Genomic DNA, 21,104 nt, shown 5'->3' with positions numbered 1-21,104 from the left:
CCCCCGCCGCGCGGTGTCAGGCGGCGGTCCGGGTCTCCGGTCGGGTCAGCCGGGCTGCCTCCTGGTCGAAGTGGGCGTGGAAGCGCCGGGTGTGGTCCACGGGGCGTGCCGGGCCGGTCAGGGTGACCGTCGCCGTCAGGCGGACGTCGGCGCTGGAGGCCGCCAGGCGCAGGTGCAGTTCGCCCGGTTCGACGACCCGTCGTCCGTCGCGGCCGGTGAAGGACGCGAGGTCGGCCGGCACGGTCACCCGCAGCCGCCGGGCCTCGCCCGGGGCCAGCGGGACCCGGGCGTAGCCGACGAGACGCTGCACCGGCTGGACGACGGAGGCGACCGGGTCGTGCAGATACAGCTGGACGACTTCGGTGCCGTGCCGCTCACTCGTGTTGCGCACCGTGAAGGTGAGGGAGAACTCGCCGTCGGTCTCCGCCTCCTGCCGCTCGACCACCAGGTCGTCCCAGTGGAACGACGAGTAGGACAGGCCGTGCCCGAACGCGAAGGCCGCGCTGGGATCGATGTCCGAGACGTCGCTGGCCTGGGCGAGCCGGGCGCCGAGGTACGTGTCGGACCGGGCGCCGGAGCCGCGCGGCACGCTGACGGGCAGTCGTCCGGAGGGGTTCGTCCGGCCGCTCAGCACGCCGGCGATGGCGGTGGTTCCCTCGACGCCGGGGAAGAAGGACTGCACGATCGCGGCGGCCTCGGCCGTGGCGCGCCCGAGGGCGTAGGGCCTGCCCGTGAGCAGCACCGTCACCACCGGCACTCCGGTGCCGAGCAGGGCGTCGAGCAGCTGCTGCTGGGCGCCCGGCAGGGCCAGCGACTCCGCGTCGCAGCCCTCCCCGCTGGTGCCGCGGCCGAAGAGGCCGGCCCGGTCTCCCAGCGCCGCGATCACGACGTCGGCCCCGCGTGCGGTGTGGACGGCTTCGGCGATACCGGCGGTGGCGCCGTCGTCGACACCGGTGCCGCGTACGACGGTGATCTCCGCGTCCGGGAACTCGCGCAGGAGGGCGTCGTGCAGCGTGGGCAGGTCGATCCCCGTCGGTGTCTGCGGGTGGTGCACACCGACGTGCTGGGGGAAGGAGTAGCAGCCGAGTACGGCCGTGGGCTCGGTGCCGTTGGGGCCGATGAGGGCGATGCGGCGCGGCCGGGCCAGTGGGAGGGTGCCGTCGTTGTGCAGCAGGACGACGGCTTCCTCGGCGACGGTGCGGGCCAGGTCCCGGTTGGCGGGCGAGTCCAGGTCGATCGTGCCGCGCAGGGACTCCGGGTCGTCCAGGTCGGCTCCGGCCAGCGCGGCGGGAACGAGGTCGTGATCGGCGTCGAGCAGGCCGAGCCCGACCTTCTGGGTGAGCACCCGGCGCAGGGCGCGGTCGATGAGCGACTCCGGTATCCGGCCGGCCGCGACGGCCTCGGCGAGGGGAGCGCCGAACGTCTTGACGGTGGGCAGTTCCACGTCGACGCCGGCCCGCAGGGCCGCGGCCGCGGCCTCCGTCCAGTCCGCCGCGATGCCGTGCAGGGTCTTGAGGAACGCGATGCCGAAGTAGTCGGCGACGACCGTGCCGGCGAAGCCCCAGGTGTCGCGGAGCAGTCCGGTGAGGAGGTCCTCGTCGGCCGCCGAGGGTATGCCGTCGGTGTCGGTGTAGGCGTGCATGACGGAGTCCGCTCCGCCCTCGATCACGGCCATCTCGAAGGGCGGCAGGAGCACGTCGGCCCGCTCGCGGGGACCCATGCCGACGGGCGCGAGGTTGCGGGCGGCCCGCGAGGCGGAGTAACCCGCGAAGTGCTTGAGGGTGGCCACGATGCCGGTCGACTGCAGGCCCTGCACGTAGGCGGTGCCGATGCTGCCGACGAGGTAGGGGTCTTCTCCGATGGTCTCCTCGACGCGGCCCCAGCGTGCGTCGCGTACCACGTCCAGGACGGGCGCGAGGCCCTGGTGGACGCCGACGGAACGCATGTCGCGGCCGATCGCGGCGGCCATCCGGCGGATCAGGCCGGGGTCGAAGGTGGCGCCCCAGGACAGAGGAACGGGGTAGGCGGTGGCACCCCAGGTGGCGAACCCCGCCAGGCACTCCTCGTGGGCCAGGGCCGGGATGCCGAAGCGGTTCGCCGAGGCGATCCGGACCTGGCTGCGCAGCAGGGAGAGCGCGCCGAGCGCGGGGTCGACGGGCACGGTGCCGAACGGCCGGGTCAGCTGTCCCAGACCGGCCGGCAGGAGGGCGTCGAGATCGACCGCCTCCTCCAGGTCGTGCTGGTGCGGGGCGACTTCGCCGCCCTCGTCGGACGCGCCGACCCACACGCCGTACAGCTGAGCAATCTTCTCCTCCAGGGTCATCGCGTCGATCAGCGCCGACACGCGGGTCGCGACGTCCTGGGCGGGGTCGTTCCAGATGGGGGCTTCGGGGGTGGTCTCTGCGGCCACGTTGGCGGTCACTTTCCTCCCACGCCCATCAGGCCCTGGACGAGGGCCTTGCGGGCGAACAGGTAGACGAGCAGGACGGGCACCATGGACAGCGTCACAGCGCCCAGCAGACCGGGGATGTCGACGCCGTGCTCGGTCTGGAAGTTGTACAGACCCAAGGTGATCACCTTGGTCGAGTCGGACTGGGTCAGGACGAGCGGGAACAGGAAGCCGTTCCACGCCTGGAGCGCGGAGAAGACCACGATCGTGGACAGTCCGCCGCGCGAGAGCGGCACCACGAGCTGGAGGAACATCCGCCGCGGCGTCGCCCCGTCCATCGTCATGGCCTCGAACAGCTCCGGGGAGATGTCGCGCATCGCCCCGCTGAGGATGAGCGTCGACATCGGCAGGCAGAAGGCGGCGGTGGGCAGGATGACACCGAGGAGGTTGTCGTACAGGCCCGCCTCGCTGATCAGGTAGAACATCGGGACGATGACGGCCTGGGCGGGGATCGCCAGCCCCAGCAGGAACAGCCGGAAGATCTGCGAGGCGACCCGGCCGCGGCTGCGGATGATCGCGTACGCCAGGGGCGGTACGAGCAGCAGCACCACGCCGACGACGCAGACGGTGACGATGATGGTGTTCAGGAAGTACTGGCCGAAGCCCGAGTCGAAGGCGCCGGTGTAGTTGTCCAGGGTGAAGTCGTGCGGGAAGGACAGCGGGGCGTTCCTCGTGTAGTCCTGCCGGGAGCGCAGCGTCGCCGCCAGCATCACGTACAGCGGCAGACCCACCAGGACCAGCCAGACGATCGAACCGGCGCCGGCCAGGTAGTTGGGGCGTGGCTTCACGAGACACCCTCCATGGAACTGCGCATCTTGTCGTAGCCGGAGACGCGGACGACGATCAGCGAAATGATCGTGGCCGCGACGACCAGACAGAGCGCGATGGCCGAACCGGCGCCGAAGTCGAAGCCCTTGAAGGCCTTCTGGTACATGTAGTAGGCGCTGATCGTCGTGTCGGTGCCCGGCCCGCCCTGGGTCAGGATGAGCACCGTCTCGAAGGTGGTGAGCCCACCGACGATCATCAGGATCATCGAGGTGATCACCGAGTTGCGCAGCTGCGGCAGGGTGATGTGGAAGAACTGGCGGTAGCGTCCCGCCCCGTCGATCGCGGCCGCCTGGTACAGCACGTGCGGGACGGCGCGGGCGGCGCCCTGGTAGATCAGCGTGTGGAACGGTGTGAACTGCCAGGTGCTGACGAACGCGAGCACCCCGATGGCCGAGGCCTGCTCACCGAACAGGTTGCCGTCCCCGAACAGCCAGGTCATCCGCGCGGGCAGACCGAAGTTCGGGTCCAGCAGCGCCCGCCAGAGCACCGACACGGCGGTGGAGGACAGCAGCAGCGGGACGAAGTAGATCGCCGACAGCACGGCCCGGTTGCGCTGCTCCCCGGCCGCCCACACGCCGAGCACGATGCTCAGCGGCGTCTGGATGGCCACGCCCAGGGCGGTGAGCAGCAGGGTGAGCCAGACACTCTTGAGCATCACCGGGTCGTCGATGATGCGGTTCCAGTTCTCCATCCCGACGAACCGCGGTGAGCCCAGGCCGTTCCAGCTCATGAAGGACAGCACCGCCACCATGATCAGCGGAGCGATGGCGAACAGGGCGAAGAACACGGTGGCCGGGAGCGCCCAGAGGACACTCGGGCGCGTGCCGTGGGCGATGTAGGGCCCTCCCGCCCGCGTCCGGGTCCTCTTGGAGGCCGCGGCCGCGGGTGGAGCGTCGGTCGTCTGTGTGGTCATGAGCGGCTCACTCGGTCGGCAGGGCCTGCATGGCCTTGATGAAGCCGTCCGCGTCGAGCTGCCCGTCGAGGAACTGCTGAACGGCCTGGTGGATGGGCGTGATCGCTGACGGCGGGTAGGCCTGGTCCCACGACAGCTGGAACGACTTCGCCTTGGCCACGAGGCCGTACTGGAAGCGCGAGTACGTGGGGCTGGCCGAGGTGCCGAGGAACTTCGGGGTGTTGGTGGTCGTGGGCAGGTTGCCGATGGAGAGCTGCGCCTTCACGAACTCGTCCGAGTACATGAGCTTGAGGAACTTGGCGACGGCCTCGGGGTGCTTGGTCTTCTTCAGCACCGAGTAGAAGTTGTTGGTGTTGCCGACCACGTCGGACGGGTCGCCCTTGCCGCCGCTGATGGTCGGGAAGGTGGTGTAGCCGAGGCCCTTGGCGGCGAAGTCCTTCGCGTCCTTCTGCTGCTGCGCGTAGTACCACGAGCCCATCAGCTCGAAGCCGGCCTTGCCGGAGGCCACCAGCGCCGGCGAGGCGCCGTTGGTGTACTTCACCGAGTCGTAGTTCTTACCGAAGGCCCCGGCATCGGCCAGTTCCTTGAGCTGGGCGAGCGCCTTCTTGCTGTCCGCGCTGGCCCACGCGTCCTTGTCCCCGCCGAGCGCCTTCTTGAACAGCTCCGGTCCGGCGACGCGGTCGTAGATGTACTCGAACCACATCAGCGTCGGCCACTGGTCGCCCCCGCCGAGGGCGATCGGGGTGACGCCCTTGGCCTTCAGCTGCTTGACCGCGTCCAGCAGCTGCTCCCACGTCCTGGGCGGCTGCACGCCCGCGTCGTCGAGCACCTTCTTGTTGTTGAACAGCAGCACCGGCTGGGTGCCGCGCATGGGTATGCCGTAGGGCTTGCCGTCGATGACGGCGCTGTTGAAGACGGCGGGCAGGAACTTGTCGTCCAGGCCCGGGTCCTTCTTGATCATGTCGTCCAGCGGCATCAGCAACCCTGCCTTGACGAACGGCTGGATGCTGCCGCCGCCCCAGTTGAAGAAGACGTCGGGCGCCTGCGCGGTGTTGATGATCGTCTGCAGCTTCTGCTGGTAGTCCGCACCGGGGATGGTGTCGAGGACGACCTTGACGTCCGACGTCTTGTTGAAGCTGGCGACGATCTGCTTCTCGACCTTGTTGCTCGCGTCCCCGTAGACCAGCACGTGGATCTTGCCGTCGTCCGAGCCGCCCGCGCCACTGCCGTTGCCGCAAGCCGCGAGACCCGCCGTGAGGGTGAGGCTCGTGGCGCAGACGAGCACTCGGGACATCCGTGTACGCATGCTCAACCCCTTCGAGAGGTTCGAAAGTTTCGCCGGTATCTCCGAAAGTTCTGCGGCGAGACATTAGAGGCAAGGTGAACTACGGGTCAACGGTGTTGCGCGCACGCGTCCAAACCGTTACCGCGCGCCATGACCTATGCTGCGCCCCATGCAGGTAGAGAACGAGGTGGATGGCCGAGTCACCCTGTCGACGGTGGCCAGGGAAGCCGGTGTCTCCCTTTCGACAGTTTCGAAAGTGCTCAACGGTCGTTCGGATGTCGCTCCCGCCACCCGGGCCCGGATCGAGCAGCTCCTAAAGGCCCACGGCTACCGCCGACGGTCGCAGGGGCCCTTGCCGGCCCCGCTCATCGAAATCGTCTTCCACGAACTGGAGAGCGTCTGGGCGATGGAACTCATCCGGGGCGTGGAACACGTCGCCCGGCAGAACAACGCGACCGTCGCGCTCACGGAGAGCGGGACACGGCAGGCCCCCGGACCCGAGTGGATCGAAGGGGTGCTGCGCCGCCGTCCGCTGGGGGTGCTCCTGGTCTTCTCGATCCTGCCGCCGGACGTCAAGCGACAACTGGCCTCACGGGCCATCCCGTTCGTCCTCGTGGACCCGGCCGGCGATCCCGACCCCGACGTCCCGTCCGTCGGTTCCGCCAACTGGGCGGGCGGCCTGGCCGCCACACGCCACCTCACCGACCAGGGGCACACCCGCGTCGCCGTCATCACCGGCCCCGAGGAGGTGATGTGTTCCCGGGCCCGCCTGGACGGATTCCGCTCGGCGATGGCCATGGCCGGCCTCGACGTCGAGCCGCGCATGGTGCGCTTCGGTGACTTCCACGTCCGCAGCGGCTTCGAGCACGCCATGGACCTGCTGCGGAAGCCCCACCGGCCGACGGCGATCTTCGCCGGCAGCGACCTCCAGGCGCTGGGCGTCCTGGAGGCCGCACGCGTCCTGGGCCTGAGCGTGCCCGAGGACCTGTCGGTCGTGGGGTACGACGACGTGCCGCTGGCGCAGTGGTCGAGCCCGCCGCTGACCACCGTCCACCAGCCGCTGCAGCACATGGCCGAGGAGGCGGCCCGGATGCTGCTGCGGCCCGCGGGCGCCAAGAAGACCGCCACGCGCATGGAACTGGCCACACACCTGGTGATCCGCCAGAGCACGGCGCCGCCCGCGGCGGGTTGAGAACCACCCGATCGCGCAGTGCCGGCGGGTACGGAGCACTACCGGATGTGAGCGTTACCGGGACGTGGGCGCCACCGGAATGTGAGCACTACCGGGAGGTGCCGGCGAACGCCGTTCGGGCGAACCAGGTTCGTGCCTCGTCGTGGGACAGGACGCGGGTCAGCTCTGCCGTTCCCGGGAGATGGGGGAAGAACCGGTCGGCGTTCCAACTGCGCTGGTACAGCGGCTCGTCGAGCACGAGCAGGCGGTGCCCCTCGACCAGCGGGATGTCCTCGGGCAGCCCTTCGTTCCAGATCCGCTCGCCGTCCGGGGCGAGGAGTTCGAAGGCCCCGGTCGCGACGGCCGCGGACCGTTCACGGGCGGGCTCGGGAGCCGTGGCGAGACGGACGCTCTCGGCCGAGGGAGCCGTGCCGGGCAGGTGACCGCCGCCGACGAGGACGTGGGCGAGCAGTGTGTGCAATTGGAAGTTGTCCCCGATGCCGCCGATGCGCACCTCGAACCCGCGCCCGGTGGGCCGGTGCAGCACCAGCAGGGGCTCGTCGTCCAGGACCGCCAGGGCGTGGGCCAGGCACTTGAGGTCGTGCCGCTCCAGAGCCGCCAGGTCGCGGCAGGCCGCGCGGAGCGAGGACGCGTGCCGGCGGCGCACCTCCGCGCTGCGGCACAGGACGGCCAGCGCGGGCGGCTGCCACTGCTCGGCCGAGCACCAGGCCAGCGCCAACCGCGTCGCCTCGTGCCCGGCACCGCCCAGGCGAGCCAACAGGACGCCGTCGATGATCTCCTCGTCGGGCGGGAACGCGGGGATCAGCGCCGCCAACCGGGGGCCCGCCGGGACGCGTTCGGCGTCCGTGGCCCGTTGCAGGCTGTTGAGCGCGGCGGTGAAGGCGCGTTCGGTACGAGCACCGTCGCGAGCCCCGACGGCCTGCTCCAGCTCGGATATGGCAGCGCCGAGGTCCACGGGCTTCGGCTTCCTCTTGAAGATCACCGGCACACCCTAGGCGGTGTCCGGGACGGTGGTATCCGAGGCCCCGGTGGGTCTTCCGATCGCGGTCCCGCCGGAACCGGTACCGCTCCCCGTACCTCTCCCTCCCCGTACAACCCTTCAGGCTCACCAGAGGTCGTCTCTGAGGCCGCACGCAGTCCCTGGAGAGGAATTCATGTCCCCGACCCCATCCCCGTCCTCGCACAAGCGCTCCCGGCGTCCCGTCGTCCTGGGCGCCACCGCGGTCGCGGCCGCGCTGGCCGGCGGCCTGCTCGTCACCCTTCCCGGCGGCGCGAGTGCCGCCACGTCCGGCCTCGCCGACGACTTCAACGGTGACGGCTACCGCGATCTGGCCACCGGCGCCCCGGGCGCCGTCGCGGGCGGGAAGGCGAAGGCGGGCGCCGTGGTCGTCACCTACGGTTCGCCGAGCGGGATCAGCGCCGCGCACCACAAGACCACCTCGCAGGACTCCGCCGGCGTGCCGGGCGGTTCGGAGACCGACGACCGCTTCGGCACCGAACTCGCCCACGGCGACCTCGACCACGACGGCTACGGCGACCTCGTCGTGGGTACACCGCTCGAGGACGTCGACGGCGACGTGGACGGCGGTTCGGTCACGATCCTGTGGGGCAGCTCGTCCGGCCTGTCGGGCGGTACGACGATCAGCGACCCGAACGCGTCGGGCCACGACCGGTTCGGCCAGTCCCTCGCCGTCGGCGACTTCACCGGTGACGGGAAGGCCGATCTGGCGGTCGGCTCCACCGGCAAGGACGTGTGGATCTTCAAGGGCGGCTTCACCAGGTCCGGCGGCGCGGCCGGGAAGCTGCGCTTCGACGCGCGGATCGAGTCCGGCGCCTACCCCAGGGGCGCCGTCCAACTGGCCGCCGGGAACTTCGACGACGACGGCGCGGACGACCTGGTGGTGGGGTCCTCCGCGGGCAACTTCGTCTACCGGGGCGCCCCCACCGGGCCCACCCTGCAGACCGAGGCGGGCCAGGGGTACGCGGGCGCACTCACCGTGGCCGACTTCGACCGCGACGGGCACGACGACCTGGCCGTCGGCACCGACTTCGTCGACGTCATGGACCAGACCGCGAAGGGCGGTTACGTCACCGTGTTCTACGGCGGCGCGGCGGGCGTCGACACCGCGCGCAACGCCGTCTTCAGCCAGGACACCGCCGGCGTGCCGGGAGCGGACGAGTCCGACGACTCCTTCGGCGGCGCGCTCGCCGCGGGCGACGTGAACGGTGACCGCTACCCGGACCTCGCGATCGGCGCCGACTTCGAGAGCATCGGCTCGGCGGACCAGGCGGGCAGCGTCTGGGTGCTGCGCGGCGGCGCCTCCGGCCTGACGGCGACCGGCGCCCAGTCCTTCAACCAGGACAGCACGGGCGTCCCCGGCGCCAATGAGTCGTCGGACCTGTTCGGCGGCGCCGTCCACCTCGCCGACCACAACAAGGACGGCCGCGCCGAGCTGTCGGTGGGCGCGGGCGGCGAGAACAGCGACGACGGCGCCGTGTGGGTCCTGCGCGGCTCCACCGCCGGCGTCACGACCACCGGCGCGGTGAACTTCGGCGCGTCGTCCGTGGGCATCGGCAAGTCCGGGGACGACCCCATGTTCGGCGACACCATGTCGGGCTCCTGAGGGGATAGCCAGGCGGCCGGTCAGGGCCGGGCACACGAGGCGCCGGCCGGCCGGCGCGGGCGCACGCGGCGCGGAAGCGCCACGGCGGGGGCCGCCGGCGGCCCCCGCCATGGCGCACCGGTCACCTGTGCGGCCGGTGGGTCAGCTCGGCAGGTCGCCGGTGCAGCGGTAGATGGTGCCGGCGGAGTTGACGCCCCACACGTTCGTCCTCGAGCCCACGCCGATCCGCACCAGTGCGCCGGAGGCCGGGCGGAGCGGGTGCAGGCAGACGACCGAGGCGAGGACGGCCCGCCGTAGCCACCGACTCGGTCGCGAGGTCCCGCTCAGTGCCCTCCGGGCAGCGGATGTTCCTTGACGAAACGGCGTAGCTCCGCGGTGAGGGCGGCCGGGTTGTCGAACTGGACCAGGGTGCGGGCGTCGGGTATCTCCACGTAACGCGCGTTGGGCAGCAACTCCGCGAGACGGCGCCCCGTCGCGGGCGGCATCATGCGGTCCTCGGCGCCCCAGGCGACCAGCGCCGGCCGGGTGAAGGAAGGCAGGTTCGCGGCGGCCTTCGTGTAGCAGTCCGGGTCCGCGGCCCGGCAGAACTTGGCGAGGTCACGCCGGATGGCCCGGCTGCGCAGCAGCGGGCCGTACCAGCGGGTGATCAGCTCCTTCGGGAGCCGCTTCTTCGCCATCCCGCCGAGTGACGTCTGCATGCGGGCCAGGGCCGGGAAGCGGAAGGACTGGAGAAGCAGGAAGAGGCCGCCGGGAATCCTGCTGGCTCGGTCGAGCGTCCTTCCCTGGACACCCGGGGGGTAATTGTCCAGCGCCTCGCAGGAGGTGAGGACGAGCCGGGCGATACGGTCGTCGCGTACGCCGACGAGGAGTTGCGCTGTTCCGGTGTCGTTCTGGACGAGGGTGACGTCCTTCAGATCCAGGCGGTCCATGAACTCGGCCAGCAGCGCCGCGATGCCGTGCGCGGACAGGTCCGCGTCGGGCCGCATCGGACGCCGGTGGCTGCCGATCGGCAGTACGGGGACCAGTACGCGGAAGTCGGTCCGCAGGTCGAAGACCACCTCGGCCCAGACCGACCCGTCGAAACCGAGGCCGTGGACGAGGACCATCGCGGGGCCGTCACCGCCCGTGTCCTCGTAGTCGATGGTTCCTGCGCTCAGCTCGATCTCGGGCATGGCATAGCCTCCGGCTCGGTCGCACAGCCACTTGATAGATCGTTCTAGTGAGAGGATGGACGATGACTGAAGGCGACAGACGCAGACCGCAGATTCGACAACGCACCCGGCGCAACCGACAACGCACCCGGCACCGCAACCGACAACGGCCGCCCTCCGGAGGCTCCACCGTGAGCGACAGCAGGAACACCAGCCCACGAGACACCAGGCAGCGCATCGTCACCGCCGGCACCGAGCTGTTCCGGCGCAGTGGCTACACCGGAACGGGCATGAAGCAGATCGCTGAGACCGCCGAGGCGCCGTTCGGTTCGATCTACCACTTCTTCCCAGGCGGAAAGGCGCAGTTGGGCGAGGAGGTGATCCGCACATCGGGGGCCGTCTATCTCGGCCTCGTGGCGGCGGACCTGGAACCGAACGAGGACAGGGCCGCGGCAACCGGCGACTTCTTCACCGCCGCGGCGACCACCCTGAGCGAACTCGACTTCGCCGACCCCTGCCCGATCGCCACCGTCGCACTGGAGGTGGCCAGCACCGACGAGCGGCTGCGCATCGCCACGTCAGAGGTCTTCGACAGCTGGATCGAGGGCCTCGCCGCCTACTACGCCGCAGGTGGCATCCCGCAGCCGACCGCGCGTGAGACGGCGAGTTCGGTGATCGCCCTGCTCGAAGGAGCCTTCATGCTCGGCCGAGCCGCGCGCAGCACCGCCCCCGTACTCGCGGCGGGCCGCGCGGCCGCAGCGATCGTACGGGCGGCGCTGTCCGGCGAATGACTGCCGAGGCTCGACCGGGCCGGGCTGACACCTATGGGGACTTGGAGCGCCACCACGGTTGCGCGGCAGGACGGAGAAGCACTGCACAGGAGATTTCGCAGCACACCGTCGCCTGTGCGGGCGACGCCCGCCATGTCCCCGGCACGGCGACCGTCATGGTCGAGTTCCTCGGCTGACCGGTCCGGGCACCGTGCCCGACCCCGTCGGAAAGTGTGAGGCTCATGCCCAAATAAAACTACTTGTCATACTGCGGTGTTCTTCACGACATGCGTGGACAATGTCCTGATTCCGTATGTCGCTCCCCGCGCGCGGCTGATCTAGTAGGCAGGGAGTGATCCACGAGTTCCCGACCGAAGGATTCTGTGATGGCGCTGCGCCGCTCACTTCTCACCCTCACCGCCACGGCGGGCCTGGCCATGTCCGCCGCGCTCACCGCCCCGGCCGCGTCGGCGGTACCCGTCACCCAGGCGGCCCCGAGGACCGCCGCCGCGTACCAGGACTGCCCGGTCGGCTGGTTCTGCGTGTGGCAGGACGCCGGCGGATGGGGCCGGATGGCTCGCTTCCAGCTGGGCTCCGACGACCTCCGGGACTTCAACCTCAACGACCAGATCTCCTCGGTGTGGAACCGGACCGGCAAAACGTTCTGTACGTGGTTGAACATCAACCGCGACGGCGCCACGTGGCCGGTGGGGAACTGGCGGGGCGACACTTCGCAGTACAACCGGAACGACAACATCAGCTCCCTGTGGGTGGGCGCCTGCTGATCTCCGGCACTCGCGAACGCCGGTCACGCTGAGGTCCGGTGGGCGACCTCGCCGCCGACCATGACGAGGTCGCTCACGGTTCCGGGGACGGCCGCCGGGTCGATGGTGAGGACGTCACGGGAGAGGATGACCAGCGAACGCTGGAGAAGGCCGGCGTCGCGGCTGCCCGGTCCCTGCGCCGGGTGGATCGAGCCGGAGGGCTTCGACTGCTCCGTCCTGTCCGACGGCCGGATGCCCCACACCCAGGCCCTCGACCAGCCCACCGGGGACACCCCGACTGCGGCACGCTGCCGTTCGGCGTGCCCGGTAAGGACTCCCCGGACGGCCTGCCCCTATGTTCGTGCGGGCGCGCAAGGAAGGACGGCCGCGCTCCCGACTGGTGGCCGCGCTGTTCCATCCCCGGGGCACCACCGGCGCCGACTTGGACGAGTTCGCTGAGGCCGGATGCCGCTCGCGCCAGGCGGCGATCCGGACGGCCGCCTCCGCCCGCGAGCCGCCTCCGGCCGGTTGCACGCACTCCTCGTCCGAGCCCGGCCGGACGTGGTTGTGCGCGAGCACGAAGCCCGGCAGGACCCGCCGCCCGCCCGCGTCCATCACCTCGGTCCCGGAACCGATCCGGCCGTCGGCGTCCGCCTCGGAGCACCGGAGTCGTCCTCGGGCTGCGCGGAGCCACCCGGGAAGGCGCCGTACACACCGCGCGACGCGCCGTCCGCAACGCCCTGCGTCCCGTGGAGTGACGTCAGGCTTCGTGGCGACCGGGTGAGCGGCGGCCTCTCGCGGACGAGGGGGACACCCCGCCGAAGCCGGGGAATCCGCGGGCCGGCACGCTCCGGGCGCCATTTTATCTGTATCCGCGACATGAGAGTTTTACGGAACGCGCGGGCACTTTCCCTGTCGCAACGAACGGAGCCGGAATTATGAACACGCACGGGCCGCCGGGACGTGCTACTGTCGTTCCTAGTTGCAGGTGTGGTTCCCGAATGTGAAGTTCTTCCCGGTCGGCTTTTGCGCCACCGGAAGAGGTTTTTGACACCGGTTTTTTCTCCGGCGGGGTGATCATCGCAGCGACAGGGCGTCCGTACAGTGCGGATGCCGACTCACTGCCCCGAGGAGACAAAAATGGCCAGTGGCACCGTGAAGTGGTTCAACGCGGAAAAGGGTTTCGGCTTCATCGAGCAGGACGGTGGCGGCGCTGACGTGTTCGCCCACTACTCGAACATCGCCGCCCAGGGCTTCCGCGAGCTGCTCGAAGGCCAGAAGGTGAACTTCGACATCGCGCAGGGCCAGAAGGGCCCGACGGCCGAGAACATCGTCCTCGCCTGACGCTGACGCGTACTTCGTAGCTGGGGCCCGCATCCTTCGGGGTGCGGGCCCCAGCCGCGTCCGCGTCCACATCCGCGTCCCGCAGGTCGGTCGTCCCGCAGTGGTATCGCCTGCCGGACGACCTGCGAGCGATACGCGGGCACGGCAGGAACGGCACGCGCGGATCGAAGCGCACGGATCGCAACGCATGCATTCACACGCACGGATGCAAGCGAACGAATTCAAGCGCACAGATTCCGCTTCGGCCGGCCCACTGCCGCATTCTTTCAGCCCCGTTCCATTCGGCCTGTTCTCGCGATTCTCCGTGCTGCTCCCTGCTGCGGAAATTCCTTGGAATGCGCCGCATCGAGGAAGGTTCCGCATGAACCGCACACGCACGAACGACCGCTCCACCGCCACCAGGAACAGCGGCTTCACAGCCGGAAGGAACGGCAGCCGGTTCGGCACATCGTCCCCGGGCCGCTCGGGCGGGCCGTTCCGCACCGGCGCTCCCGGCCGCCGCCCCGCCCCGGTCCAGGGTGAATTCGCCCTGCCGAAGACGATCACCCCGGCGCTGCCCGCCGCGGCTGGCTTCGCCGATCTCGACATGCCCGCGGAGCTGCTGGCCGCGCTCCGCGCGGAGGGCGTGACCGTGCCGTTCCCGATCCAGGCCGCGACGCTGCCCAACTCCCTCGCCGGCCGTGACGTCCTCGGCAGGGGGCGCACCGGTTCCGGCAAGACCCTCGCCTTCGGCCTCGCCCTGCTCGCCCGTACGGCGGGGCAGCGCGCCGAGGCCCGGCAGCCGCTCGGGCTGATCCTCGTACCGACGCGGGAGCTGGCGCAGCAGGTCACCGACGCGCTCACGCCCTACGCCCGCTCGGTGAAGCTGCGCCTGGCCACGGTGGTGGGCGGGATGTCGATCGGCAGGCAGGCCGCAGCGCTGCGCGGCGGCGCCGAGATCGTCGTCGCCACCCCCGGACGTCTCAGGGACCTCATCGAACGCGGGGACTGCCGGCTGGACCGGGTGTCCGTCACCGTCCTCGACGAGGCCGACCAGATGGCCGACATGGGCTTCATGCCGCAGGTCACCGCCCTGCTCGACCAGGTACGCCCGCAAGGCCAGCGCATGCTGTTCTCGGCCACGCTCGACCGCAACGTCGATCTGCTCGTGCGCCGTTACCTGAGTGACCCGGTCGTGCACTCCGTCGATCCCTCGGCCGGCGCGGTCACGACGATGGAGCACCACGTCCTCCACGTCCACGGCAGCGACAAGCACGCGGCCACCACGGAGATCGCCGCGCGCGACGGGCGCGTGCTGATGTTCCTGGACACCAAGCACGCCGTCGACCGCCTCACCGAGCACCTGCTGAGCAGCGGGGTGCGGGCCGCCGCCCTGCACGGGGGCAAGTCACAGCCCCAGCGCACCCGCACGCTGACGCAGTTCAAGACCGGGCACGTCAGCGTGCTGGTGGCGACGAACGTCGCGGCGCGCGGCATCCACGTCGACAGCCTCGACCTGGTCGTCAACGTCGACCCGCCGACCGACCACAAGGACTACCTCCACCGCGGCGGCAGGACCGCCCGCGCCGGAGAGTCCGGCAGCGTCGTCACCCTGGTCACCCCGAGCCAGCGCCGGGCCATGACACGGCTCATGGCGACGGCCGGCATCGTCCCGCAGACCACTCAGGTCCGTGCCGGCGAAGAGGCCCTGCACCGGATCACCGGCGCCCAGGCCCCCTCCGGCATCCCGGTCGTCATCACCGCACCCGTGGTCGAACGCCCCAAGCGCGCCGCGACCTCACGCGGTCGGCGCCGCCCCGCCTCGGCCACCCGGCGCACGACCGCCCGGCGCCCCGTCACCGACGCGGCGGCCTGAAACCACCGCCTGATCACGACGCGGCAGCCCGGAACCGTCCCGGCCGGGACGCCGACCCATCTCTGCAGGAGGCACCTCTTGACGCCGACCCAGACACATCTCCGCTCGACGAGCATCGACACGGGGGCGCACAGCACGGTGGCCGACGTCATGGACACGACCGGGCCCCAGGTCTGGGACGACATGACCGTCGAGGTGGCGCTGTCCGTCATGGCCGCCGCCCGCACGGGTCACCTCGTCGTCTGCGACGAGGACGGTCAGCACACCGACCTGTTCACGCACGCCCGGCTGACCGCCGTGCGGAACAGCTCCGGATACACCGACCGGGTCCGCCTGCGCGACATCGCCGACGACCGGGGGCCGTCCGTCCCGTCACCGACCAGGGTGACGGACACCGAGCACACGAGTCGCCGACGGCTCCCGGCCCTGCTCGTGGCCGAGACGGTCGGCCATGCCCCGGACGTGCTCGCCCTCGCCGGCTGAACGACCCGACCGAACCGCTCCCCTCCCTCCGCTCCCCTCCCTCCGCTCTTCTCCCTGTGAGGCACCATGCGTTGTGTCATCGCCCGCTTCCCGTTCGAACTCACCAGGAGCGGCGTGCTGGAATCGATGAAGGGCGTCAAGCCCGAGCCGGTCACCGGCGATTCCGTGATCATCGGACGCCGCCACTACCCGGCCAAGCAGGTCGGCCAGGTCATCACCCGCCAGGACCGGCGCGATTTCAGCGGCGGTGAGGTCATCCGGGCCATGACCCAGCTCGGCTTCACCTGCCGCACCGCCGCCCCGGCCGCGCCCCCGGTGACCGCCGACCCGCTCCAGCGGGCCTCCGCGCTGCTGGGCTCCCCGCTGCCCAACTGACCGGCGGGACGCGGAAGCCGGGGAGCCGGAGGAGCCGGAGGAGCCGGAGGAGCCGGAGGAGCCGGAGGCAGCGTCGCTGTACAGAGCCGGTTCAGTAGGTGACCGTGATCCGGCGCGCGGGACCGTCGACCCGGATGCGTCCCCCGACAGGGATGACGAGCTGGGGATCCGGGTGGCCGAGGTCGACGTCGAACACCACCATCGCGTCCGGCGCGTACTGCCGGAAGGCGCGCAGGACGGCGTTCCGCTGCTGTCGGCGGTAGAGCGCCTTCTCCTGGGCGTCGAGCGGTTCCTCGAACAACCAGCTTCGGGCCCTACGCGGGCAGCTTCGGCGTCTTCCTGGCGGGCCTTGCGTTCATCAGGCTCAGGACCGCCGCGCGGCCGCCGGCCGGTGAGACCGGGAGCGGCGCGGCCCAGGCAGCCGACCGGCGCTCCGGCTTCGGGGTCGGCGCCGCGGCTTCGGGGTCGGCGCCGCGTTCCTGTGGCGCACGCCGGTGCTGCGGGCGCTCACCGTGCTGCTGACCGTCACCACCTTCCTCAGCCTCGGCATGACCGACGTGCTGATCCAACGGTGCCCGGCAGGAAGAACGCGTAGTGGGCTACGTCATCGCGCCGGCCGGAGCCGGCACCTGCGTGGCCGCCACCGCTACCGCACGGCTGCGCCACGCCTCGGGTTTCGGCCCCTGCTGGCTCGGCGCGATGAGTCCGTGCTCGGTATCGGTGCTGGTGCCGGGCGGCACCAGGCGTGTGCCGGTGGCGGCCGCGACAATCCGCCCGTACTCCTTCGGTATGGCCCTGGCGGGCTTCTGCTCGATGTCCCCGCGGCAACAGGTGACGCCGGACCATCTGCTCGGCCGGGTCAGCTCCGCGTTCTGGACCGTCCACGGCAGCCTCACGCCCCTGGGTGCCGCTCTGGTCGGCCGGCTGGGCACGCGCGGGCCGCTGACCGCAGTGGCCGTCGTACTCACGGCCGTCGTCGTGGCCGCCGCCTTCACTCCTGTTCGGCAGCGCCACCCCGAGCGGACCCCCGGTACGGCCGCTGCGGCCGGGGCCCGTCGGCGTACGGGCGCCGCGACCGGAGACCCACGGGGACGACGCCGAGACGCGGCGATGACGACCGGTCGGCTGTACGTCCAAGTCCCGCGCCGATGCCTCCAGTACGGGTCGGCGCAGCCCGAGGCAGGACAGCCGGCGCGGGGCGCCGCAGGGCGCCGGTCCTCCGCCGGAGCGGCCATCGGTCACCCGCCGCGAACGTCGTATGCGCCCCAGCCATGCGCCCGACGGATCTGCCACGCCAGTAAGTTCACGCCGTGAGAAAAGTCGGTGCGATTCCTTGACACCACGTCACGCATCCACGAGTCTCGTCTGCGCGGAGAGCGCTCTCCTCTGGCTTCACACGTCATGTCGCACCTTGTTCTGCCCGTCACTTGTACGTCGTTCTGCCCGTCGCGCGGGGTCATGATCGCAACCGTCGCACCGGCGTGCCTGCCGTCGGGCACCCCCCTCCCCACTCAAGCCCGCGCCCGGCCGGCCCAGCGGTCCGGCCCGGGCCCCGGTGACCCGGTGACCGCTCAGGACGCCGCGTCGCCAGAAACGGAGCGCGCACGCATGAACGCACCGCCCAGCCCCGGCAGATGGCTCCGGTCCCACCGGCGCCGCGTGCGGCAGCGCCGCCACACCGTTCGGGTCGTGCTGACCGCGGTGGCCCTGGTCGTGTCGAGCGGCGTCGCCGTCAGCGGACAGGCGGCCGCCGCCGACCAGCCGTGGATGAACACCGCCCAGGCCCCGCAGGACCGCGCCGACGAGCTGCTGGCCGCGATGACCCAGGCCGAGAAGCTGGCCATGATGCACGGCGGCCAGGGCTGCGGCTACGCCGGCTGCGTCGACGCCAACTCCCGCCTCGGCATACCCGCGTTGCGCCTGCAGGACGGGCCGGTCGGCGCGGGGGACGGGTTCACCGGCGTCACGCAGCTGCCGGCGCCGGTCGCGGGCGCGGCGAGCTGGGACACCGCGCTGATGCAGCAGTACGGCCAGGTGCTGGGCTCCGAGCAGTGGGGCAAGGGCACCAACGTGGTGCTCGCCCCGACCATCAACATCGTCCGGGACCCGCAGTGGGGGAGGGCGTTCGAGTCCTTCGGTGAGGACCCCTACCTCGCCGGTCAGATGGGTGCCGCCGACATCCGGGGCATCCAGAGCCAGGGGCCGATGGCTCAGGTCAAGCACTACGCGGTCTACAACCAGGAGACCAACCGCAACAACATCACCGACAACGCGATCGTCTCCGACCGCACCGAGCGGGAGATCTACCTGCCGGCGTTCGAGACCTCGGTAAAGCAGGGCGGCGCCGATTCGGCCATGTGCTCCTACTCGGCTGTGAACGGTGCTTTCGCCTGCGAGAACGGACAACTGCAGAACAAGGTGCTCAAGGGGGACATGGGGTTCACGGGGTTCATCACCTCCGACTGGGGAGCCACCCACTCCACCGTCGCGTCGGCGAACAACGGCCTCGACATGGAGATGCCCGGCAGTGACTACTACGGCTCGGCGCTGACCACCGCGGTCACCAACGGCCAGGTGTCCCAGGCGACGATCGACGACCACGTCCGCCGCATCCTGACCTCCATGTTCAAGGCGGGCCTCTTCGACCACGCGCAGTCCGGCACCGCGAACGCGGTCGTGACCAGCGCCGCTCACAACGCCACCGCGAAGCTCGTCGCGCAGGAGGGGTCGGTGCTGCTGAAGAACACCGGCAAGGTCCTGCCGATCGGCACCGCCACCGACTCGATCGCCGTGATCGGCAGCGACGCCGGCAGCAACGCGATGACCCAGGGCGGCGGCAGCGCAGCCGTGAACGCCCCCTATCTGGTCACGCCCTACCAGGGCATCAAGGACCGGGCCGGCAGCGGCGCGCACGTCACCTACGCGCAGGGCAGCACCTCCGCCGACGGGGCGCTCCCGCCGGTGGACAGCTCCTACCTGACGCCGAGTTCCGGCACGGGAGCCGGCCTCACCGCGTCGTACTACAACAACACCGGACTGACCGGCACCCCGGTGGTGACCCGCAACGAGCCCACCGTCGACACCGTGTGGGGTGGCGCGTCACCGGCCCCGGGAGTCAACGCCACCAACTGGTCGGCCAAGTGGACCGGCACCCTGAAGCCGCCGGTCACCGGCACCTACCAGCTCTCGCTGACCAGCGACGACGGCTCCCGCGTCTACGTCAACGGGCAGCAGGTCATCAACAACTGGTACAACCAGGGCAGCACCACCCGCACCGGGAGCGTGACGCTGACCGCCGGGCAGCCCGTCAGCATCGAGGTCGACTACTACAACGCGGCCGGGGCCAGCAACGCGACGCTCGGCTGGACCGTACCCGGCCAGACCCCCCACGACCAGGCGGTCGCCGCGGCACGGGCGGCCAAGCTCGCCGTCGTGTTCGTCTCCAACGCCGAGTCCGAGGGCAGCGACCTCAACGGCATCAACCTGTCGGCCGCGCAGAACACCCTAGTCACCGACGTGGCCGCGGCCAACCCCAACACGGTCGTCGTCGTCAACAGCGGCTCGGCCGTCACCATGCCCTGGGCCGATGCGGTCAAGGGCGTGGTCGAGGCGTGGTACCCCGGCCAGGAGGACGGCAACGCCATCGCGTCACTGCTGTTCGGCGACACGAACTTCAGCGGCAAGCTCCCCGTGACGTTCCCGGCCGCCCTGTCCCAGGGACCGACCACCTCGCCCGCCCAGTGGCCCGGCCAGAACGGGAAGGTGCAGTACTCCGAGGGACTCAAGGTCGGCTACCGCTGGTACGACAGCCAGAACATCGCGCCGTTGTTCCCGTTCGGCTTCGGACTGTCGTACACCACCTTCGACTACGCCAACCTGACGGTCGGCGCGCCGGACGCGAACGGCGACGTCGCGGTCGGCTTCGACGTCACCAACAGCGGCTCCCGGGCCGGGGCCGAGGTCCCGCAGGTGTACGTGGGCCAGCCCGGCGCGACCGGTGAACCGCCCAAGAACCTGCGCGGTTTCACCCGGATCACCCTCGACCCGGGACAGACCCGGCACGTCGCCCTCACCCTGGACGCGCGCAGCTTCCAGTACTGGGACAACGGCTGGACCACCGCCGCCGGCACCCACACCGTCTACGTCGGCTCCTCGTCGCGGGACATCCGGCTCACCGGCACCACCACGGTCGCCGGCGGCACGGGCGGTGGCACGCAGACGCCCCTGCCCCGCACGGGCTGGACGGTGACCGCGTCGGCGACCGGCGGCGGCGACGTCCCGGCGAACATGCTCGACGGCAGCACCACCACCCGCTGGAGCACCGGCACGCCGATGGCGAACGGACAGTCCTTCACCCTCGACATGGGCGCGGCCAAGAGCATCGACCGGGTGGTCATGGACTCGGCGGGCAGCACGGGCGACTACGCCCGCGGGTACCAGGTGTTCACCTCCACCGACGGTACGAACTTCGGCAGCGCGGTGGCCACCGGCACGGGCACGGCCGCCCAGGTGACGGCGACCTTCCCGTCCACGACGGCCCGTTACGTCAAGGTCGTCCAGACCGGCACCTCCACCAGCTGGTGGTCGATCGCCGAGCTGAACGTCTTCACCGACGGCGGTACCGGCACCGGTGGAACGGGCGGCAGCGGCACGGTACTGCCCCGCACGGGCTGGACGGTGACCGCGTCGGCGACCGGCGGCGGCGACGTCCCGGCCAACCTGCTCGACGGCAGCACCACCACCCGCTGGAGCACCGGCACCCCGATGACCGGCGGCGAGTCGTTCACCCTCGACCTGGGCTCGGCGAAGACCTTCTCCAAGCTCGCCATGGACTCGGCGGGCAGCACGGGCGACTACGCACGCGGGTACCAGGTGTTCACCTCCACCGACGGTACGAACTTCGGCAGCGCGGTGGCCACCGGCACCGGGACCGCCGCCCAGGTGACGGCGACCTTCCCGTCCACGACGGCCCGTTACGTCAAGGTCGTCCAGACCGGCACCTCCAGCAGCTGGTGGTCGATAGCGGAGGTCAACCTCTACACCTGACCCCACATCCCCCCGCTGCCCCCTG

At 70.9% G+C, this 21,104-nt stretch carries 16 protein-coding genes and 1 pseudogene; 9 read left to right on the top strand and 8 right to left on the bottom strand.

Going from position 1 to position 21,104, the window contains the following annotated elements:
* Positions 1–16 precede the first annotated feature (16 nt).
* From ACZ6CZ_RS18155 to ACZ6CZ_RS18140, 4 genes are read right to left on the bottom strand one after another with little or no spacing between them, the layout of a single operon-like run.
* Positions 17–2,422, bottom strand: coding sequence for a beta-xylosidase/alpha-l-arabinosidase (locus ACZ6CZ_RS18155; protein WP_469021758.1), 2,406 nt, complete (start codon positions 2,420–2,422; stop codon positions 17–19).
* Positions 2,419–3,237 (bottom strand): carbohydrate ABC transporter permease, encoded by an 819-nt coding sequence (locus ACZ6CZ_RS18150; RefSeq protein ID WP_469021754.1) that lies wholly within the window; start codon positions 3,235–3,237, stop codon positions 2,419–2,421. The genes ACZ6CZ_RS18155 and ACZ6CZ_RS18150 overlap by 4 nt, the downstream gene beginning before the upstream one ends.
* Positions 3,234–4,190, bottom strand: coding sequence for a carbohydrate ABC transporter permease (locus tag ACZ6CZ_RS18145; protein ID WP_469021752.1), 957 nt, complete (start codon positions 4,188–4,190; stop codon positions 3,234–3,236). The genes ACZ6CZ_RS18150 and ACZ6CZ_RS18145 overlap by 4 nt, the downstream gene beginning before the upstream one ends.
* A 7-nt stretch (positions 4,191–4,197) precedes the next feature.
* Positions 4,198–5,496 carry an ABC transporter substrate-binding protein gene (locus ACZ6CZ_RS18140; protein WP_469021750.1) on the bottom strand — a complete coding sequence of 433 codons (1,299 nt, stop codon included), beginning with the start codon at positions 5,494–5,496 and terminating at the stop codon, positions 4,198–4,200.
* Positions 5,497–5,632: 136 nt separating this feature from the next.
* Here ACZ6CZ_RS18140 and ACZ6CZ_RS18135 point away from each other — a divergent pair, with 136 nt between their 5' ends.
* A complete protein-coding gene (locus ACZ6CZ_RS18135; RefSeq protein ID WP_469021747.1) occupies positions 5,633–6,667 on the top strand; it encodes a LacI family DNA-binding transcriptional regulator in 1,035 nt (344 codons plus the stop codon).
* Between the two features lie 88 nt (positions 6,668–6,755).
* Here the strand turns inward: ACZ6CZ_RS18135 and ACZ6CZ_RS18130 are convergent, their stop codons facing one another.
* A complete protein-coding gene (locus tag ACZ6CZ_RS18130; protein ID WP_469021743.1) occupies positions 6,756–7,649 on the bottom strand; it encodes a hypothetical protein in 894 nt (297 codons plus the stop codon).
* Between the two features lie 172 nt (positions 7,650–7,821).
* Here ACZ6CZ_RS18130 and ACZ6CZ_RS18125 point away from each other — a divergent pair, with 172 nt between their 5' ends.
* The gene (locus tag ACZ6CZ_RS18125; protein ID WP_469021741.1) at positions 7,822–9,291 is read left to right on the top strand and encodes an FG-GAP-like repeat-containing protein; all 1,470 of its coding nucleotides are present in this window, start codon (positions 7,822–7,824) and stop codon (positions 9,289–9,291) included.
* A gap of 323 nt (positions 9,292–9,614) precedes the next feature.
* On the opposite strand, the gene ACZ6CZ_RS18120 is transcribed toward ACZ6CZ_RS18125, so the two are convergent.
* Positions 9,615–10,463 (bottom strand): alpha/beta fold hydrolase, encoded by an 849-nt coding sequence (locus ACZ6CZ_RS18120; protein WP_469021739.1) that lies wholly within the window; start codon positions 10,461–10,463, stop codon positions 9,615–9,617.
* A 170-nt stretch (positions 10,464–10,633) separates the two neighbouring features.
* Here ACZ6CZ_RS18120 and ACZ6CZ_RS18115 point away from each other — a divergent pair, with 170 nt between their 5' ends.
* Both ACZ6CZ_RS18115 and ACZ6CZ_RS18110 read left to right on the top strand, forming a co-directional pair.
* Positions 10,634–11,233: a TetR/AcrR family transcriptional regulator gene (locus tag ACZ6CZ_RS18115; protein ID WP_469021736.1), complete on the top strand. Its 600-nt coding sequence runs from the start codon at positions 10,634–10,636 to the stop codon at positions 11,231–11,233.
* A gap of 365 nt (positions 11,234–11,598) precedes the next feature.
* Positions 11,599–11,997 carry a peptidase inhibitor family I36 protein gene (locus ACZ6CZ_RS18110; protein WP_469021732.1) on the top strand — a complete coding sequence of 133 codons (399 nt, stop codon included), beginning with the start codon at positions 11,599–11,601 and terminating at the stop codon, positions 11,995–11,997.
* A gap of 23 nt (positions 11,998–12,020) precedes the next feature.
* On the opposite strand, the gene ACZ6CZ_RS18105 is transcribed toward ACZ6CZ_RS18110, so the two are convergent.
* Positions 12,021–12,260, bottom strand: coding sequence for a hypothetical protein (locus ACZ6CZ_RS18105; protein ID WP_469021730.1), 240 nt, complete (start codon positions 12,258–12,260; stop codon positions 12,021–12,023).
* Between the two features lie 856 nt (positions 12,261–13,116).
* Between ACZ6CZ_RS18105 and ACZ6CZ_RS18100 the strand changes: the two genes are divergently transcribed.
* The 4 genes from ACZ6CZ_RS18100 to ACZ6CZ_RS18085 all read left to right on the top strand — a co-directional run bounded on the left by ACZ6CZ_RS18100 (position 13,117) and on the right by ACZ6CZ_RS18085 (position 16,033).
* Positions 13,117–13,320: a cold-shock protein gene (locus ACZ6CZ_RS18100; RefSeq protein WP_121745217.1), complete on the top strand. Its 204-nt coding sequence runs from the start codon at positions 13,117–13,119 to the stop codon at positions 13,318–13,320.
* A 361-nt stretch (positions 13,321–13,681) separates the two neighbouring features.
* Positions 13,682–15,175, top strand: coding sequence for a DEAD/DEAH box helicase (locus tag ACZ6CZ_RS18095; RefSeq protein ID WP_469021727.1), 1,494 nt, complete (start codon positions 13,682–13,684; stop codon positions 15,173–15,175).
* A gap of 78 nt (positions 15,176–15,253) precedes the next feature.
* The gene (locus ACZ6CZ_RS18090) at positions 15,254–15,658 is read left to right on the top strand and encodes a CBS domain-containing protein (protein ID WP_469021724.1); all 405 of its coding nucleotides are present in this window, start codon (positions 15,254–15,256) and stop codon (positions 15,656–15,658) included.
* 66 nt (positions 15,659–15,724) lie between these two features.
* Entirely contained in the window at positions 15,725–16,033 is a 309-nt protein-coding gene (locus ACZ6CZ_RS18085) for an SCO5918 family protein (RefSeq protein ID WP_469021722.1), read from the top strand.
* Positions 16,034–16,124: 91 nt separating this feature from the next.
* On the opposite strand, the pseudogene ACZ6CZ_RS18080 reads toward ACZ6CZ_RS18085, so the two are convergent.
* Positions 16,125–16,349, bottom strand: a pseudogene (locus tag ACZ6CZ_RS18080) (LD-carboxypeptidase); the annotation flags it as partial.
* 1,373 nt (positions 16,350–17,722) lie between these two features.
* On the opposite strand from ACZ6CZ_RS18080, the gene ACZ6CZ_RS18075 reads away from it, so the two are divergent.
* Positions 17,723–21,079 carry a glycoside hydrolase family 3 C-terminal domain-containing protein gene (locus ACZ6CZ_RS18075; protein WP_469021719.1) on the top strand — a complete coding sequence of 1,119 codons (3,357 nt, stop codon included), beginning with the start codon at positions 17,723–17,725 and terminating at the stop codon, positions 21,077–21,079.
* The last annotated feature ends 25 nt before the right edge of the window (positions 21,080–21,104 follow it).

The sequence above is a fragment of the Streptomyces sp. NPDC041135 genome, from assembly GCF_055592085.1.
The sequence above is the reverse complement of the archived record's forward strand: the minus strand, read 5'-3'. Positions and strand labels throughout refer to the sequence as shown.